16 protein-coding genes are annotated in these 16,524 nt (G+C 45.6%); 3 read left to right on the forward strand and 13 right to left on the reverse strand.

Annotated elements, in window-relative coordinates; genetic code table 11:
- Positions 1 to 3: 3 nt before the first annotated feature.
- The 10 genes from thrC to coxB all read right to left on the reverse strand — a co-directional run bounded on the left by thrC (position 4) and on the right by coxB (position 9,974).
- Positions 4 to 1,395 (reverse strand): threonine synthase, encoded by a 1,392-nt coding sequence (gene thrC, locus VX941_02975; GenBank protein ID MEE2932368.1) that lies wholly within the window; start codon positions 1,393 to 1,395, stop codon positions 4 to 6.
- 66 nt (positions 1,396 to 1,461) lie between these two features.
- Positions 1,462 to 2,205, reverse strand: coding sequence for a sulfite exporter TauE/SafE family protein (locus tag VX941_02980; protein ID MEE2932369.1), 744 nt, complete (start codon positions 2,203 to 2,205; stop codon positions 1,462 to 1,464).
- Positions 2,205 to 3,692 (reverse strand): carboxypeptidase M32, encoded by a 1,488-nt coding sequence (locus tag VX941_02985; GenBank protein MEE2932370.1) that lies wholly within the window; start codon positions 3,690 to 3,692, stop codon positions 2,205 to 2,207. The genes VX941_02980 and VX941_02985 overlap by 1 nt, the downstream gene beginning before the upstream one ends.
- 5 nt (positions 3,693 to 3,697) lie before the next feature.
- Positions 3,698 to 4,396: an SURF1 family protein gene (locus tag VX941_02990; GenBank protein MEE2932371.1), complete on the reverse strand. Its 699-nt coding sequence runs from the start codon at positions 4,394 to 4,396 to the stop codon at positions 3,698 to 3,700.
- Positions 4,397 to 4,729: 333 nt separating this feature from the next.
- A complete protein-coding gene (locus tag VX941_02995) occupies positions 4,730 to 5,593 on the reverse strand; it encodes a cytochrome c oxidase subunit 3 (GenBank protein ID MEE2932372.1) in 864 nt (287 codons plus the stop codon).
- A gap of 56 nt (positions 5,594 to 5,649) precedes the next feature.
- On the reverse strand, positions 5,650 to 6,231 hold the full coding sequence (locus VX941_03000; GenBank protein ID MEE2932373.1) for a cytochrome c oxidase assembly protein: 582 nt from the start codon (positions 6,229 to 6,231) through the stop codon (positions 5,650 to 5,652).
- A gap of 5 nt (positions 6,232 to 6,236) precedes the next feature.
- On the reverse strand, positions 6,237 to 6,404 hold the full coding sequence (locus VX941_03005; GenBank protein MEE2932374.1) for a hypothetical protein: 168 nt from the start codon (positions 6,402 to 6,404) through the stop codon (positions 6,237 to 6,239).
- Positions 6,405 to 6,414: 10 nt separating this feature from the next.
- On the reverse strand, positions 6,415 to 7,332 hold the full coding sequence (gene cyoE / locus VX941_03010; protein MEE2932375.1) for a heme o synthase: 918 nt from the start codon (positions 7,330 to 7,332) through the stop codon (positions 6,415 to 6,417).
- Positions 7,333 to 7,353: 21 nt separating this feature from the next.
- On the reverse strand, positions 7,354 to 8,970 hold the full coding sequence (ctaD, locus tag VX941_03015; protein MEE2932376.1) for a cytochrome c oxidase subunit I: 1,617 nt from the start codon (positions 8,968 to 8,970) through the stop codon (positions 7,354 to 7,356).
- A gap of 35 nt (positions 8,971 to 9,005) precedes the next feature.
- Positions 9,006 to 9,974 (reverse strand): cytochrome c oxidase subunit II, encoded by a 969-nt coding sequence (gene coxB / locus VX941_03020; protein MEE2932377.1) that lies wholly within the window; start codon positions 9,972 to 9,974, stop codon positions 9,006 to 9,008.
- A gap of 264 nt (positions 9,975 to 10,238) precedes the next feature.
- On the opposite strand from coxB, the gene tldD reads away from it, so the two are divergent.
- Positions 10,239 to 11,672: a metalloprotease TldD gene (gene tldD / locus VX941_03025; GenBank protein MEE2932378.1), complete on the forward strand. Its 1,434-nt coding sequence runs from the start codon at positions 10,239 to 10,241 to the stop codon at positions 11,670 to 11,672.
- Positions 11,673 to 11,768: 96 nt separating this feature from the next.
- Here tldD and VX941_03030 read toward each other — a convergent pair whose 3' ends face one another.
- Both VX941_03030 and VX941_03035 read right to left on the reverse strand, forming a co-directional pair.
- Entirely contained in the window at positions 11,769 to 13,133 is a 1,365-nt protein-coding gene (locus VX941_03030) for a glutamate--cysteine ligase (GenBank protein MEE2932379.1), read from the reverse strand.
- A 47-nt stretch (positions 13,134 to 13,180) separates the two neighbouring features.
- Entirely contained in the window at positions 13,181 to 13,948 is a 768-nt protein-coding gene (locus tag VX941_03035) for a 16S rRNA (uracil(1498)-N(3))-methyltransferase (GenBank protein MEE2932380.1), read from the reverse strand.
- A gap of 203 nt (positions 13,949 to 14,151) precedes the next feature.
- On the opposite strand from VX941_03035, the gene ubiA reads away from it, so the two are divergent.
- The gene (ubiA, locus tag VX941_03040) at positions 14,152 to 15,072 is read left to right on the forward strand and encodes a 4-hydroxybenzoate octaprenyltransferase (GenBank protein ID MEE2932381.1); all 921 of its coding nucleotides are present in this window, start codon (positions 14,152 to 14,154) and stop codon (positions 15,070 to 15,072) included.
- A 12-nt stretch (positions 15,073 to 15,084) separates the two neighbouring features.
- Positions 15,085 to 15,726, forward strand: a complete 642-nt coding sequence (locus VX941_03045; GenBank protein MEE2932382.1) for a 50S ribosomal protein L11 methyltransferase — start codon at positions 15,085 to 15,087, stop codon at positions 15,724 to 15,726.
- A gap of 28 nt (positions 15,727 to 15,754) precedes the next feature.
- Here VX941_03045 and VX941_03050 read toward each other — a convergent pair whose 3' ends face one another.
- On the reverse strand, positions 15,755 to 16,510 hold the full coding sequence (locus VX941_03050) for a hypothetical protein (protein ID MEE2932383.1): 756 nt from the start codon (positions 16,508 to 16,510) through the stop codon (positions 15,755 to 15,757).
- Positions 16,511 to 16,524 lie beyond the last annotated feature (14 nt).

Below are 16,524 nucleotides of genomic sequence, written 5' to 3' on the forward strand. Positions count from 1 at the left end.
CCCTCAGTACTTTTTTGCGCAAATAAAATCCTGAAGTATATCTAATTCATTCGGTAATACGGTGAAATTTTCTTTACGCTCGTATAAATCGCTTAAAGATGGCGGAAGTGCAGGGATCTGACCAACGGCTTTTTTTGCAGCATTAGGGAATTTTGCTGGGTGCGCGGTTGCAAGAGAAACAATGGGACGAGAGAGCTTTGAGCTCATTTCAAACGCAGTTTCAATACCAATAGCAGTGTGGGGGTCAATTAACACATTTTGTTCAGAAGAAATCTTAGCAATCGTCCTAAGGGTTGTGTTGTCGTCAACCTTTCTGGCATCGAATAATTTTCTTGCCTCTTTCCATGCAAAATTTGGAACTACTAATTTGCCCGTTTTGCGAAAATTGTGCATTGCCTCAGACACATCGCCGGATTTACGACCCAACAAATCAAACAGCAACCGCTCAAAATTACTTGAAACTTGTATATCCATACTAGGAGAAACTGTAGGGACAACTGGCTCCATCACCATTTCATTTTTTTTAAAAAACCGGACAAGGATATCATTTTGATTTGAGGCCACAACTAATTTCTTTACCGGAAGCCCCATTAAGTGGGCTCCGTATCCAGCAAAAATATTACCAAAATTACCCGTTGGCACAATAAAAGTTGCGCCCTGATCCGGAGCTCCAAGTTTGAGGCCAGCCCAAAAGTAATATACAATTTGCGCCATAATACGCGCCCAGTTTATTGAATTTACCGCTGATAAGTTCACTCGTTCTCTAAAATGTAGATCGTTAAAACAAGCCTTCACTAAATCCTGACAATCATCGAATGTTCCATTTATTGCAATATTATAAACATTTTCTGATGATACGGTCGTCATCTGCCGACGCTGGACATCGGAAACACGACCTGCTGGATGCAGAATAAAGATATCAACCGACTGGCGCCCCTTACAAGCCTCAATAGCTGCAGACCCAGTATCACCAGAAGTAGCCCCGACAATCGTGATGCGCTCGCCACGACGAGTGAGAATGTAATCGAATAAACGCCCTAGTAATTGTAGAGCTATATCCTTAAACGCTAACGTTGGTCCATGAAACAGTTCAAGCAACCAAACCCCATCAACTAGTTTTTTTAGTGGAGCTACCTGGTCATTAGTAAATTCTGAATATGATGCACTCACTATCTCAGCAAAATCGTCCTCAGCGATGGAGTCGCCCACAAAAGGAAACATCAGCCGACAAGCAAGATCAGAATAATTGAGATTAATTAATTCAACTTGTTCTACCGAGGAAACCTGTGGCCAAGCACTGGGCACATACAGCCCGCCATCGGAAGCAAGCCCCGCTAGAAGAACCTCATCGAATGCTAGGGCGGGAGCAGAACCGCGAGTGCTAATGTAAAACAAAAATTTACCCTCTTAAAACATAAGGCCAGCACCATAGTGATAGCGCGAAGTGATAATACATGATCCTCATTGTGCCGAACCCACGATTATATATATGCCCATGAACAGCAATGAGAAAAAGAAGATTCTGCGAAATCGTGTTTCTGAAAGCTTACGACGAATAACCTGCCCAATCGACACGCCTATCAACGCTGGAAGCAATGCCGCTGTTGAAATGATATTTTGATCCATCAGCAATAAGCCTCTGATTCCTAACATAACGGTAAGCGCTCCGGTTGCAACTGAGAACCAAATACCCATGGCCTGAATAAATTGATCCCTCTGCAACCCAAGAGATTGAAGATAAGGCACCGCCGGCACTACGAAAGAACCCGTCAATCCGGTCAAGGCCCCAGTGAAAATTCCAATAATCGGTGAATACCATTTTTCTCGCTTTGTTAAATTTAGGCGATTAGTCAATGACAACCCAAACCCTGAATAGATGATGATAGAAATTCCGAGTATTAGCGATAACTGCTCACTACTTGAATTCGCAAAAACTTCTGATACTGCAAAAATTCCGATAACTCCTGCTAATAACAATGGCCAAAAACGCGTTATCAGTTCCTTAAGGTGTGGACCAGAAAGTGCTTGGAAAAGATTGGTCGCCAAAGAGGGTATTAGTATCAATGGAATTGCATCCTTTAGCCCGAAGAAAGCTGTTAAAATGGTCAGCGAAACGGTCGGCAGCCCAAGTCCGATTACACCTTTAGTGAGCCCCGCTAGAAATAATGTGGCCCCCACAATAAAAAAAAATTGAGTCTCCGCCATTAAGATAAATACCTTTCATGGAGGTGTAATTTAAATGCATCTGGATCTAGTTTCCGGCCGGTAGCTCTGGTCAGCAGTTCTTGGGCGGAAAACAAACAACCATGCTTATGGATGTTACTTAACAACCACGTCATAAGTGGTTTAAAATCCCCGTTAGCGATGGAGTGGAGTATCTTACGATTTTTGGCGATAGCGGCCTTGAAAATCTGAGCCGCTGCCATCGCGCCAAGTGTATAGGTGGGGAAATATCCCCATGCTCCATCATACCAGTGAATGTCCTGCAAACAGCCCTCAGCATCGTTAGATGGAGAAACATCGAGAAGTTGCCGGATTTTTTCATTCCAAGCTCCCGGCAAGTCGACGGGCAAAAGGTCTTTTGCTAATAAAGCGCGTTCAAGCTGCGTCCGCAATATTATGTGCGCAGGATAAGTAACCTCATCAGCATCAATACGAATTAGGCTTGGCCTCACTGCAGTAGCCCTTTTATAAAATTCGTCAGCACCCCAAGCAGGCCCAATGCCGCCAAATGCATCCGCAAACATCGGCGCAGCCCATTCAAAAAATTCCCTTGATCTACAAGCTTGCATTTCAACTATAAGAGATTGGCTTTCGTGAATAACCATGCCACGTGAGCAGCCGACTGGTTGTTCATGCCATTCCGGTGGACGACCGCGTTCATACATGGCGTGTCCAGTTTCATGCAGAACCGCCATCATTGCCTCAGAGAAATCAGCCTTTTTATAGCGAGTAGTAATACGACTATCACCCGGCACTCCACCTGAAAAAGGATGTTCGCTCTCGTCAAGACGAGCCGATCCGAAATCGAGCCCCACTACTTCAGCAAGACGTCGAGCAACTTGGCGCTGTTCCTCCAACTCAAAGGGCCCTTTTAAATCACGCGGGGGTGGAACGGAGCCCTGATGTGCTAACACTCGCCCTAAAAATTTAGGCAAGAAGGAAAGATAGTCATCGAAGATTGGATCAACCTCATCAATGGACATGCCCGGCGCATACTGACAGAACAAAGAATCATAAGCAGAGACATTTAAAGCTGCCGCCTTTGCTTCAGCGACCTCCCTAGTGAGATCAACTACATCTTTGAAATCTGGCAGGACTTTTTTAAAATCAGCGCTAGCACGTGCTGTACGCCAGTTTGCTTCACAGGCTGTACAAGCTTTACTACGTGCCGCGATAAGGTCCTTGGGTACTGCTTTTGCATGAGACCATGCATGCCGAATCTCCCTGACATTAGCCGCTTGCCACTTCCCAAGACGACTGATATCCACATCCAACAATAACTCTTCTGTGCGCCTGTCGGTAACTATCTCATGAACAATAACTTTTAATTCTGCAAGTTGTGCGCCGCGTGCATTTGCCCCTCCTGGCGGCATCGTGACAGACTGATCCCATTGCAGCAATCCCACAGCCTGACGTAGCAAGTTAACTCGACGAAACCGTTTCTCTAACTCCCGGTAGGCATTTTTCATAAAAACTAGTCTTTTTGCCGATGATAAACGAAAAATATCACTAACAAGGCCAATGCTAATGAGTACCATGTAATTGCGTATTGTAGGTGATCATTTCGAATATCTAGTGTCCACTGATGACCAACAGGAAAACCACCCGGCACCTCAACGTTACCATCAAGTAAATAAAAACCGGATAAAAATGAGTGGCCGCTTATCTTGGACTTTGCCGCAGGGTCAATAAAAAACCAGTGGTTTGTCCCTGGATCATTCGCAGGCGTAAATGCTCCTGGACCTTTTATAAGACGAATTATACCATTTAGTTCAATCTCACCCGCGACTAAGCCTTCACGCCGGGATTTTGCATTTTTTTTCTCAAATGGAACCCAACCGCGATTGACAAGTAAGACCCCACTCTTGTCACTTCTTAAAAAAGGCGTGATTATATGCAACCCTGGGTTTCCATTCAGTGACCGATTTACAAGGTGAAATTCGGTGCTGTGGTCAAACCGTCCACGAACATTTACCCTTTGGAATTCAAGTTCCTCCATGTCAACTGGATGTTTTGCCAATAACACCGGCCTTTCCGTAGCCCGTGTTTGTATTTTCGTGATCAACTCGTTCTTCCAATTTAAACGTTGAATTTGCCAAGAACCCAAAGCAACAAGAACAAAGAACATTATAGTCGTAAGGATTGTTGGCCAAAGCTTGAAATGAAAAGACATATCTTATTCTCAAAACGATTTGCTAAAAAAGTAGAGCATTTTAATTAGTGACGTTGCAAAAGCTCAATCTAAATGTGATACGGTAAAGCTCGTATTCTCGCGTGACACGAGCATAAGCGCGAAAGGTCAGTCAACTCAAAACATTTACGGAACGTTAGCCGAACTATACTCTGTCAAAAAAGACATAAAACGCCAAGTAGACAGCCCAAGATTGTGAAAAGCTTGTGCGGGACAGGTTGACCCGAAACCAATTACCATCCACGCGTTAGAACAATAAGTAAATTAGAAGTATTGTCGATGACATGAAAACCAATCAACGTCAAGCAGCGTTAATTAAGCTCCCCACCAGTATATTGCACAAAACAGAAACAACCAAACAACGTCAACGAAATGCCAATACCACGCGGCAGCTTCCAAGCCAAAGTGCTGATCAATTTTGAAATGCCCCCTCCGAGCACGGAAGTAACACACGGTCAAAAAGCAAGTGCCAACGATAACGTGAAAACCATGAAAGCCGGTAGCTAAAAAGAAAGTAGAACCATATATGCCGCTCTCCATAGTGAAGGTAGCATGCACATATTCGTAAACTTGTAGCCCTGTAAATATAATGCCGAGGATAATCGTAAACCCAAGCCCAGCGACCAAATCTTTTTGATTGCCTTCTCGTAAAGCGTGGTGAGCCCACGTAACGGTGCAGCCGGAGAGAAGCAGCACAAGCGTGTTCATAAATGGGACGCCGAATGTCGGAAGTGTCTCAATACCCTTGGGGGGCCACACACCTCCAGTCGATTCAACCCGACTAAATTGTTTGATCTCATTGGCATATAGGCTAGCGTCAAAATAGGCCCAGAAAAAAGCAGCGAAAAACATAACCTCCGATGCTATGAACAACATCATGCCGTAACGAAGCCCCAGCTGCACTACCGGCTTATGGTGCCCCTCGTGGGTGGCCTCGCGAACAACGTCGCGCCACCAAAACCACATTGTCGCGAGCACACCAACAAGCCCAGGCATGAATACCCAGACCCCAAGTTTACTAACAACCCCCTCAAGATCAACGCCTAACATGTCCGGGTGTAAGAATACAACCACGCCGAAAAAGAGAAAAAATGAGGCTGCCGAACCAACTGCGGGCCACGGGCTTGGGTCTACCAAATGGTAATCATGCGTTTGTTGATTATGCGCTTCGGAGCTCATCTATGTAGCCTCCTTACTTGTATCCAAGACGTAAAATCTTGGAGTCACCTCTTCTACTATTTTACAACCGCCGTCGCCGCATTTTTTTCAAGACTAGCAGAAGGTTTGTCAGCCTCAAAAAAAGTATAGGACAGGGTTATTGTATTCACATCATCCAAATTTCGATCTTTCACAATCTCCGGGTCGATAAAAAACGTTACTGGCATATCTATTTGCTCTCCCGAGTCTAGTTTCTGCTCTTGAAAACAAAAACATTCGATCTTGCTGAAATAAAGTCCCGCCTTAAGTGGAGTTACATTGAACGTAGCTGTACCAACCAAAGGAATATTTGAATCATTTCGAGCACGATAAAATGCCAAACCCGTCTCACCTACCTGTAAAGACATTTCCCGCTGCACAGGTTGGAACTCCCAAGGGAACGAACCGTTCAGGCTAGCATCAAAACGCACCTTAATTACGCGATCAATGCGCTCTCCGCTTGGCGTTTGAGCAATTTGGGTAGTCCCCCCAAAACCGGTGACTCGACAAAACAAATCATAGAGTGGCACCGCAGCATATGACATTCCAATCATGGCCACTACCAGAAGAGCAAGCGCACCAAGTAAACGACGATTTTTAGACTCCAAAGATCGTGCCAACTACCCTAACCCCCACTCATTTTAACAATTGCAACCAAGTAAAACAAAAGAGCTAGCCCTGCAAGCACACCGGCAACCGCTAAATTTTTCGCCCGCAAACGACGTTTAGGATCGATAAAATCTTGGCCGATATCTTTGGGAGTTTGCTTGCCGTTGTTTCTTGCCACTACCACCGTTTATCCCTCAAGCACTAAACACAGTTGATCCATCTACAATCATCAACGTGAATAAAAGAAATAAGTAAATTATTGAAAAAGTAAACATACGCCTTGATGCCCGTTCCGTCTTATCCACCCAAACTGCTAAAGCCGAGCCCAGGAACAGTAAACCTAGGATTAATGAAAAGCTACCGTACAGCCAACCTGTTACGCCGAGGAGTGCAGGAGCAACGGCCAAAGGTAGAAGCACCAGAGTATAAATAATTATTTGGCGTTTAGTCTCACGCTTGCCGGCGACCACAGGCAGCATTGGAACACCTGCTTTTTCATAATCTCCGGCCCTGTACAGAGCCAGCGACCAAAAATGAGGTGGTGTCCAGAAAAATATCAACGCAAAGAGAACTAAGGATTCTACGCAAATGTTACCAGTAACCGCTGCCCACCCAATCATAGGTGGGAACGCGCCAGCTGCGCCACCGATCACGATGTTCTGCGGTGTGCGGCGCTTGAGCCATATCGTGTAGACAAAAACGTAAAAGAGGATGGCTACGGTTAGCAGCAAAGCAGCAGGAATACTGACAGTCAGCCCCATGATTGCAACAGATCCCACAGCCAACACAATGCCAAAACCAAGAGCATCTCCGGGCGCGATTCGCCCATTTGGTATTGGCCGTAATTTGGTCCTTTCCATTACAGCATCTATATCACGGTCATACCACATGTTTATGGCACCTGCTGCCCCAGAACCAACTGCGATACATAAGACAGCAACGATGGCAAGAATCGGATGTAGATTTCCCGGGGCTAACAAAAGTCCCGCGAGCCCCGAAAACACTACAAGGGACATCACGCGCGGCTTAAGCAGTTTTAAGTAATCTACAAGCTCTGTATCAACGAGCTGTGAGCCATTTCTTCTATCTAGGTTAAAGGCAGTTTCCGCCACGTGATGCTCCCCAAAACCTGCTTATTTAATTTGCGGTATCTCATGAAAACTATGAAATGGTGGTGGCGAACTTATTGTCCATTCAAGGGTTGTTGCTCCCTCACCCCAATAATTATCCCCCACTCTTCGGCCCCAATTGATCGTGTATATCAACATTCCGACGAAAAACAGCGTCGAAGCGAATGAAAAATATGCCCCGAAAGATGAAACGGCGTTCCATCCTGCCAATGCGTCAGGATAATCGATATAGCGCCGCGGCATGCCTGCAAGACCAAGGAAATGTTGTGGAAAAAAGCATATATTCACGCCAATAAAGGTTGTCCAGAAGTGCAACTTTCCAGCCCATTCAGGATACTGCCTACCACTCATTTTCCCCAGCCAATAGTATATCCCACAGAAAATTGTAAACACGGCTCCTAGAGACAACACATAATGAAAATGAGCAACAACGTAATACGTATCATGCAAGACCAAATCAACGCCCGCGTTTGCCAATACTACGCCAGTTACTCCCCCAACAGTAAACAAGAAAATAAATCCGACTGCCCACAACATTGGAGTGTCAAAACGGATCGATCCTCCCCACATCGTTGCTATCCAACTGAAAATTTTGATGCCCGTTGGTACAGCAATTACCATTGTGGCCGCAACGAAGTACGCTCGAGTGTCTACATCGAGCCCAACTGTATACATGTGGTGTGCCCACACTATAAATCCAATGAACCCTATGGACACCATCGCGTAAGCCATGCCCAAATAACCAAAAACAGGTTTTTTTGAAAAAGTGGCGACCACATGGCTTATAATGCCGAAGCCCGGCAGGATCATGATGTAAACCTCCGGATGCCCAAAAAACCAAAAAAGATGTTGGAATAAAATTGGGTCGCCTCCTCCTTCAGGTTTAAAAAATGACGTGCCGAAATTTCGGTCTGTCAGCAGCATGGTTATCGCACCTGCCAGAACTGGTAGCGAGAGCAAGAGCAGAAATGCTGTAATAAGCATCGACCACACAAACAATGGCATCTTATGGAGGGTCATACCCGGAGCTCTCATATTAAAAATTGTAGTTATGAAGTTAACGGCTCCTAATATTGATGAAGCTCCAGCCACATGAAGTGCGAAGATCGCCATGTCCACAGCAGGACCGGGATGTCCAGTATCACTTGAGAGTGGTGGGTAAATTGTCCAACCGGTTCCAGCACCACCACCGAGAAGAGCAGATCCCAACAATAAAAGAAAGGCAGGAGGAAGGAGCCAAAAACTGATGTTATTCATCCGAGGAAAAGCCATGTCGGGGGCACCAACCATCAGCGGGACTATCCAATTACCAAACCCACCTATCAAAGCTGGCATTACAACGAAAAATACCATTATGAGCCCGTGCGCGGTGATGAACATGTTCCAAAGATGGCCATCAGGCGAACCATCCTCCATTGTCATAAACTGCACCCCAGGCGACTGAAGTTCCATGCGCATATATACGGAGAAAGCACCTCCGATCAATCCGGCAGTAACTGAAAATATTAGATACATGGTCCCTATATCTTTGTGGTTGGTGGAGTAAACAAATCTCCGCCAGCCCTTGGGCTCATGATGACTTTCATGTCCTTGCGCGTCGGCAGTTGGTGCTTCAGCCATGGTAATTTCCTTGCATTAAAATTAATCCATATTGTTTATTGATTAGCAGTTCCGCCCGCCAAATTGATTGAATTCGTTATGTCCTTGCTTCTCGTGGCTATGGGTAGTGTTATATTATCAACTTTGGCATACTTTTTTTGAGCTTTTTTAACCCATTGTTTAAATTCAACTTCAGTCACCGCATGAACCTCAATCGGCATGAAAGCGTGCCCGGAGCCACACAATTCAGAACAAAACCCAAAATAGGTTCCAGGTTTTTTTATCTCCACCCAAGTTTCATTGAGACGCCCAGGCACGGTATCAATACGAACTGCGAGTGGCGAGATGGCCCAATTATGCAACACGTCGGTAGCAGTAACCAATAAACGCACTTTTTTACCGACGGGCAGTACAACCGGGTTGTCTGTGCTGAGCTGCCGAAGTACCGGGCGTTTTTCTTTGGATTTATCAGCAGCATTTTGTGCCTCTTTTAGGTCCTCGCCTTGTAATAAGTTGGCCGTGAATTCGAAATTACCATGATCTGGGTATTGATAAGTCCAATTCCATTGGTTTCCAGTAACTTTCAACGTCATATCAGCCTCTTCGATCCTATCAGCGAAATACAAAAGCTTGAACGAAGGTACTGAAATTACCACTAAGATAACAACGGGTATCGCTGTCCACAAAACCTCGATGACAGAATTGTGTGTTGTTTTAGATGGAATGGGGTTTCTTTTTTCGCGAAATCTAACCGCTACATAAACCAACAAACCCAGCACAAACAATGAAATTAGTGTGATAATTATGACTAGCTGAAAATGGAACCCTTCTATCATATCCATCGTAGGTGATGCAGAAGGTTGTAATCCGAGCTGCCACGGTTGCGGACCTGCCGACATCTCTGCAACACTATTTGTCGCAAAACCTGTTATACCAAAAAGGACCGTAATAACGGCATTGATCAAATGTGAATTCATAACTCCCCCAACCATCTGTGGTCGTGTGGTTGAAAACGACGACTTCATCTACTCCAGCCTAGACATCCTTGCATCGCTCAATATATCACTCGCTGGGCTATAGGCCTATTCTGCGTGACACTATGTCGCAAAATTACCCCCAATTATTTCCGTTAATGCAGAATACCCAAGTTGGGAGAAATTAACAGTAGTGCGGTAGGTCGTTTCTTATATCGACATCTTTGCGCAAAAAGACCTATATTTTCAAGATTTATGACTCTATTAGTAAATTCATATTTTAGAAGCGCCCTACCACAGTAATGGCTAGACCAAATGGATCATTTATTTTCAACAAACCAGATCTTTTTCGAACGCGGCGGCCTAGACCCGTCGCGTTTAGATGCAGTAATAAGTGAGGCTCTTTTGGGGGCGGACGATGGTGAGTTATATCTTGAGTACTGCCAATCTGAGGCCATCACGTTAGATGATAGTAAAATAAAGAATGCACATTACGACACAATGCAGGGATTCGGATTACGTGCAGTTTTGGGCGAAGCAACAGCCTACGCGCATTCACCAGAGCTGAGCCTCAACGCAATTCAACGCGCTGCAAAGACTATTTCTGCTGTAAAGTCTGGTCATAGTGGAAAACTTGCGCTGCCTCCTACCGCGACAGACAAACCTCTCTATCCAGACCTAAACCCAATGACCGAGATGGACTTTGATTCAAAAGTAGCGCTTCTGTCAGATATTGATGAGTATTTACGGAGCATTGACGACCGTGTAGTGCAAGTAATGGCCTCCATTTCTGGCGAATGGCAGGCGATACGTATTATGAGGCCTAATGGGTCTCACACCGCAGATATTCGTCCATTGGTTCAACTTAACATCTCAGTCACGGTCGCTGATAACGGTCGTATGGAAAACGGTTCTCGGGGCACTGGCGGACGGTCCGGCTATTCGGCCTTTATTGAGCCTGGTGCGTGGCAAAATCAAGCCAACGAAGCATTGCGACAAGCGTTGGTCAACTTAGAATCTGTGCCAACACCCGCAGGCGAAATGGTGGTGGTATTAGGACCGGGATGGCCCGGCATTTTATTACACGAAGCCATTGGACATGGGCTCGAGGGGGATTTCAATAGGAAAAAAACCTCGGCATTCTCGGGGCTTCTTGGGGAACGCGTGGCAAGCCCTGGTGTGGTAGTTGTGGATGATGGTACAATAGCCAATCGTCGTGGGTCTATCACAATTGATGACGAAGGTACGGCACCGGATGAAACCGTCCTGATTGAGGATGGAATTCTTACCGGCTACATACAAGATCGGATGAATGCTCGATTGATGGGAATGCAGACCACAGGGAATGGCCGCCGTCAGTCATATGCGCACCTGCCGATGCCTCGAATGACCAACACCTACATGAAAAACGGCGATAAAGATCCAAGTGAAATTTTACAGTCAGTCGAAAAGGGTATTTACGCAGTTAATTTTGGTGGCGGACAAGTTGACATAACAAGCGGTAAATTTGTATTCAGCTGCACTGAAGCGTATTTGATTGAAAACGGGAAATTGGGCCCTCCAGTTAAAGGCGCTACGCTTATTGGAAATGGCCCAGACGTACTCACACGAATTGCAATGGTAGGAAATGATATTCAATTGGACCCTGGCATAGGGAGTTGCGGAAAGAATGGGCAAAGTGTTCCAGTTGGTGTTGGGCAACCAACGCTCCGCTTAAACGGATTGACTGTTGGTGGGACTGCAGCTTGATCAATTAAATATTTATTTTAGCAAATAAAATGTAGAAAGTGGCGAATTCTCCTATCAGAATACGCAAAAATACAGTCCTTCTCATTTGGAGATAGCCTAATAGGTAGTTTCTTCATACACTCGGCTTATGTCGCCGTCCCAATCATTCTCAAATCTTTCAAGTAATTTTTCCGCCGGGCTTATTCCACTTTCAGCAATCTCTTGCAATGTTTCTATGTAACTGCACTCGTCACTTTTAGTGCCGCTTGCAATCCTACGTCTTTTGAGCCCATTTCCAGCGATTTCCACCATGTATGTGGCTATATCCTGCAGCGGTCGGCCGCGGAATTGCGTCTTAAGAGCATATTTAGGAACGGACGCACGGAGGCACTGCATCTCCCCGGTTGTCCAATCCTTTATAAGGTCCCACGCCTCATTCTGAGACTCAGAGTCGTATAGCAACCCCACCCAAAGAGCCGGCAATGCGCATAGACGGCTCCACGGTCCCCCATCGGCGCCACGCATCTCAATAAAGTGCTTGAGCCGCACTTCTGGGAATGGTGTTGTCATGTGATCTTCCCAGTCCTGCAGGCTAGGGTAGACTCCCTCAAATCCTTTCAGCTTTCCAGCCATAAAATCTCGAAAAGAGTGGCCGGCTACGTCCTTGTAGACACCCTCGCGATAGACAAAATACATTGGAACATCGAGCACATAATCCACCCAGCGCTCAAACCCAAAATCATCATCAAAGATAAAGGGCAGCATACCTGAACGATCGGGATCAGTGTCAGTCCAAGTGTGACTCCGGTAGCTCAAAAATCCATTGGGGCGTCCTTCGGTGAAAGGGGAGTTGGCAAAGAGTGCTGTTGCAACGGGTTGCAGAGCAACAGCAATGCGCATTTTTTGCACCATATCGGCCTCAGAGGAAAAGTCTAAATTAACTTGCACAGTAGAAGTTCGAAGCATCATGTCATGACCGAGTGAACCAGTTGTTAACATATAGTCTCGCATAACTTTGTAACGGCCCTTTGGCATCCACGGTATTTCGTCGCGACGCCATTTCGGCACAAATCCAATCCCGGACATACCTGCGCCAATCTCTTCACAAACTGCCTTAACTTCGGTGAGGTGCGACTGTACTTCATTACATGTCTGGTGAATGTTAGCTAATGGAGCACCAGACAGTTCAAACTGGCCCCCAGGCTCTAAGGTCACAGAGGATCCATCAGTTTTCTTTAAAGCGATAACATTATCCTTCTCCATCACTGGAGCCCAGCCATATCGCTGTAACTTCTCAAGGATTTGGCGTATTCCGGGGTGTCCATCATAAGCCAGCGGCGCGTAATCCGACAAACGGTAAACGAATTTCTCATGCTCAGTGCCAATTCGCCAACTTTCACGCGGCTTGATGCCCTTCTCAAGATACTTGATCAGCGTATCCTTATCGGTAACGGGTTCGACGGCAGGCACTTTATGAGACATGACAAATATATTTCTCGCATGAAAGCTTGTGTTATCGAGTTCCTAACCTATTCCTCATTTCTGTCAATGGGCCGATTAGCCCAATCTCCCAAGATCGACTGCCAACAACTCAATGCTGCAATGGCAGCAGTCTCAGCCTTTAGTAGCCTGGGACCAAGCCCCACGGGAATTGCATAGGATAAACTGCGCAGCATTTCATGCTCGGCCGGGCTAAAGCCCCCGGCAGGCCCAACCGCTACTATCCAATCCATTCGGGTATCTTTATCCCTTATATCTCTGAGAGCCGCATCGATTGGTTTGACTAAGCCTGACTCCGCAGCAAATAGCAGCTTGGTGTTCTTAGGCCAAACCTGCAATCGGTCATTAAGCTTTTTAGGATGTTCGATTACTGGGACAGTTAAGCGGTCGCACTGCTCTGCCGCCTCAACAGCTATTGCTCTGATTCGGTCAAAGTTCGATCGTGTTACATCAGTGTAATCCGTGATTGTCGGTAAAAAGATAGAGACACCAAGTTCTGTGGCCTTCTGTGATAACACTTCCATGGGACCTTTCTTGATCGGTGCAAATAAAAGACCTGGTCCCGAAGGGACCGGCTGCGGACGCTGTAATTTTTCAACTTTTACAGAGATGTGACTAAGATCCATCGCGAGTGATCCACGCCATTCACCGTCGCGCCCGTTGAAAAGAGATACCGCTGCCCCCCCCCGAAGACGGAGTACATTTTTTAGATAATGAATATGGGGTTTTTGAAGGCGGATAATGGAGCCACTTGTAAGCGAATAATCAACGAACAAACGTGGCGGGGACCGTGTCATATAACTCACCTTTTTTTGCCAGACCTATAACTAATTAGCCACAATCTTCACTTGGACACTGTGAAACGTACAAAATCTTATCAGCGTTTAAATACAAAAACAGTCTTATAATCATTTTGAACTCAGCACACGTTGCCGCCACTTCAAATTTTTTTACAGACTTTGTTGCCTTCCGGCAGCAACCATCGCAGATTAGAGGAGTTATGAAACAGAATAGTGACATTGTGAAAGGTGACTGGATCGATCAAAAACTTCCAAGTTACGTTCAGCCTTATTTACGGTTAGCTCGCATTGATCGTCCCATTGGCATCTGGCTGCTAGCAATACCCTGCTGGTGGGGAATGGGTTTGGCCTACAATTCAATAAATATCTTCCTGTTTTGGGACGCTACACTTCTAGCACTAATTTTTCTGATAGGCGCAACCCTGATGCGCTCTGCTGGCTGCATCTGGAATGATATTTTGGATCGACATATTGACTCCAAAGTGGCTCGCACTGCTTCGCGTCCTCTCGCAAGTGGTACCATCAGCGTGGCCCGAGCAACCATTTTCATGTTTTTTATGTTATTAATTTCTGCATTTATCCTAATTGCTCTTAATGATTTTACAAGGATTCTCGCAATCTCATCGCTGACCCTTGTTGCCATCTATCCTATGATGAAGCGTGTAACCTTTTGGCCACAAGCTTTCCTAGGGATAACTTTCAACTGGGGGGTATTGGTTGGGTTTTCAGCAATAACTGGCACACTTGTGCCCGCAACCTTCACCCTATATGCCGCTGCATTTTTCTGGACATTAGGCTACGATACGATATATGCCCACCAAGACAAGGAAGACGATGCCCTTATCGGAGTAATGTCCACTGCACTAAAATTCGGGTCAACGAGTAAGGCTTGGATCAGTGGTTTCTATATTTCAGCAATGGGTTGCTTCATTTTAACCGGGCTCCTCGCCAACCTCAGCTCGCTATATTTTATGGTGCTTGCAGTTCCCGCAGTTTTGTTGATGATACAATTGTACAGTGTAGATCTCGACGACCCCAAGAGTTGCCTTTCGCACTTTCGGGCAAATACACAGATAGGCTGTTGGATATTGGCTGCTCTAGTTATCGGGCAACTCCTCTAAAAGGCGTTAGTGATGACATCCCAAAAAGCCTTTGTCCGGGAAAATACTGCAACAGTAACTCCTTCGCTAGTTCCTGAAATTCAACTTAATCTCGCAAATGAAACATGCCCCATTTGGTTGCAAACACCCGAATATTTTTCAAAATTGGGAATATCCGAGCCATTCTGGGCTTTCGCTTGGGCAGGAGGACAAGCATTAGCAAGATACATTTTTGATAATCCGGCAATCGTTTCCGGACAGACGGTTCTTGATTTTGGTTCAGGCAGCGGAATCGTTGCTATCGCGGCAGCAAAAGCTGGTGCTGCGCATGTGATTGCGAGTGATATCGATGAATATGCAGAAGCAGCAATAGAAATCAACGCTAAGAATAATAAGGTGGATATAGAAATAACACGGGAAAATTTAATCGGGATTGACAAGAACTGGGCGACAGTGTTCGCAGCAGATGTATACTACGATTACAATATGTCTCTCACAATAACTACATGGCTTAAATCACTTGTAGGTAGCGGGTCAAAGGTTTTTGTTGGCGATCCTCAGCGTATCTACCTACCAAAGAATGGCTTAAAGAGAGTTATAAAATATCGCAAGAAAACCGAATCCCGACTGGAAGATACTGATTTACGAAATGCGCAAGTTTGGCGAGTTTTATGACTAAGGCCTCCAGGTTTTTTTTAAAAAACTAGCACTCTCGAGACCCGCAAAGATCCTTTTCAATTATATTGACGGGGTAATCGAAAGGCTGAGCCTTTGCTGCTAAAATGGAAATAATAGTATTACGATAGTGGTCATCATTCACCAAACGTAAAATGAAGTTGTCAGGATTCTCGGAGGCCCCAAGACGTTCTCTTAACATTTCTATGATTTCAACGGATTTGGCGCTCGTGTAGGGCCTGTTGACAGCTGCTATATCGTGTACCCCAATAGCCTGATTACTTATGTTCAAACTACCATGCTTACCAACGTATAGATAAGCCGATTCAATTGGATCGCTGTGTTCGAGTGAAAGCTGCACATGCTCTATTTCGCCGAAATGATAATTACCTTCGGTGTGATGCATGATATCTAATTGCTCATCACTCAACCACGTTATCGCTATCTTAGCTTGCACGCCGGGTGCACGCTGAAGCATTGCTGGCACAGCACCGTATGCGCTGATATGGGCAGCATACACAACGTCGAAATCGGCAATTCTTCCGTATTGCACTGCTATTGGCCCCGCATCGAATTCTTTAAATTTGCGCGATAGTTGTTGGGGAGAGCGATTTGACCCGACCGCCAAGACCGGCCAGCAATGTTGCACCAAATTTGGATCAAATGGTCTAACATTATCCATTTCAGCTCTCGTATCCCATGTATAAGAGCGTTTTGGGGCCCAATAGGGGTAATCTCGTGCTCGTTTCAAAATGCTGCTCAATTCGGTCACATCATTTGCCATGAAGTGGTCTCCAA

Source organism: Pseudomonadota bacterium (genome assembly GCA_036339585.1).
Classification (GTDB): Bacteria; Pseudomonadota; Alphaproteobacteria; order UBA8366; family UBA8366; genus UBA8366.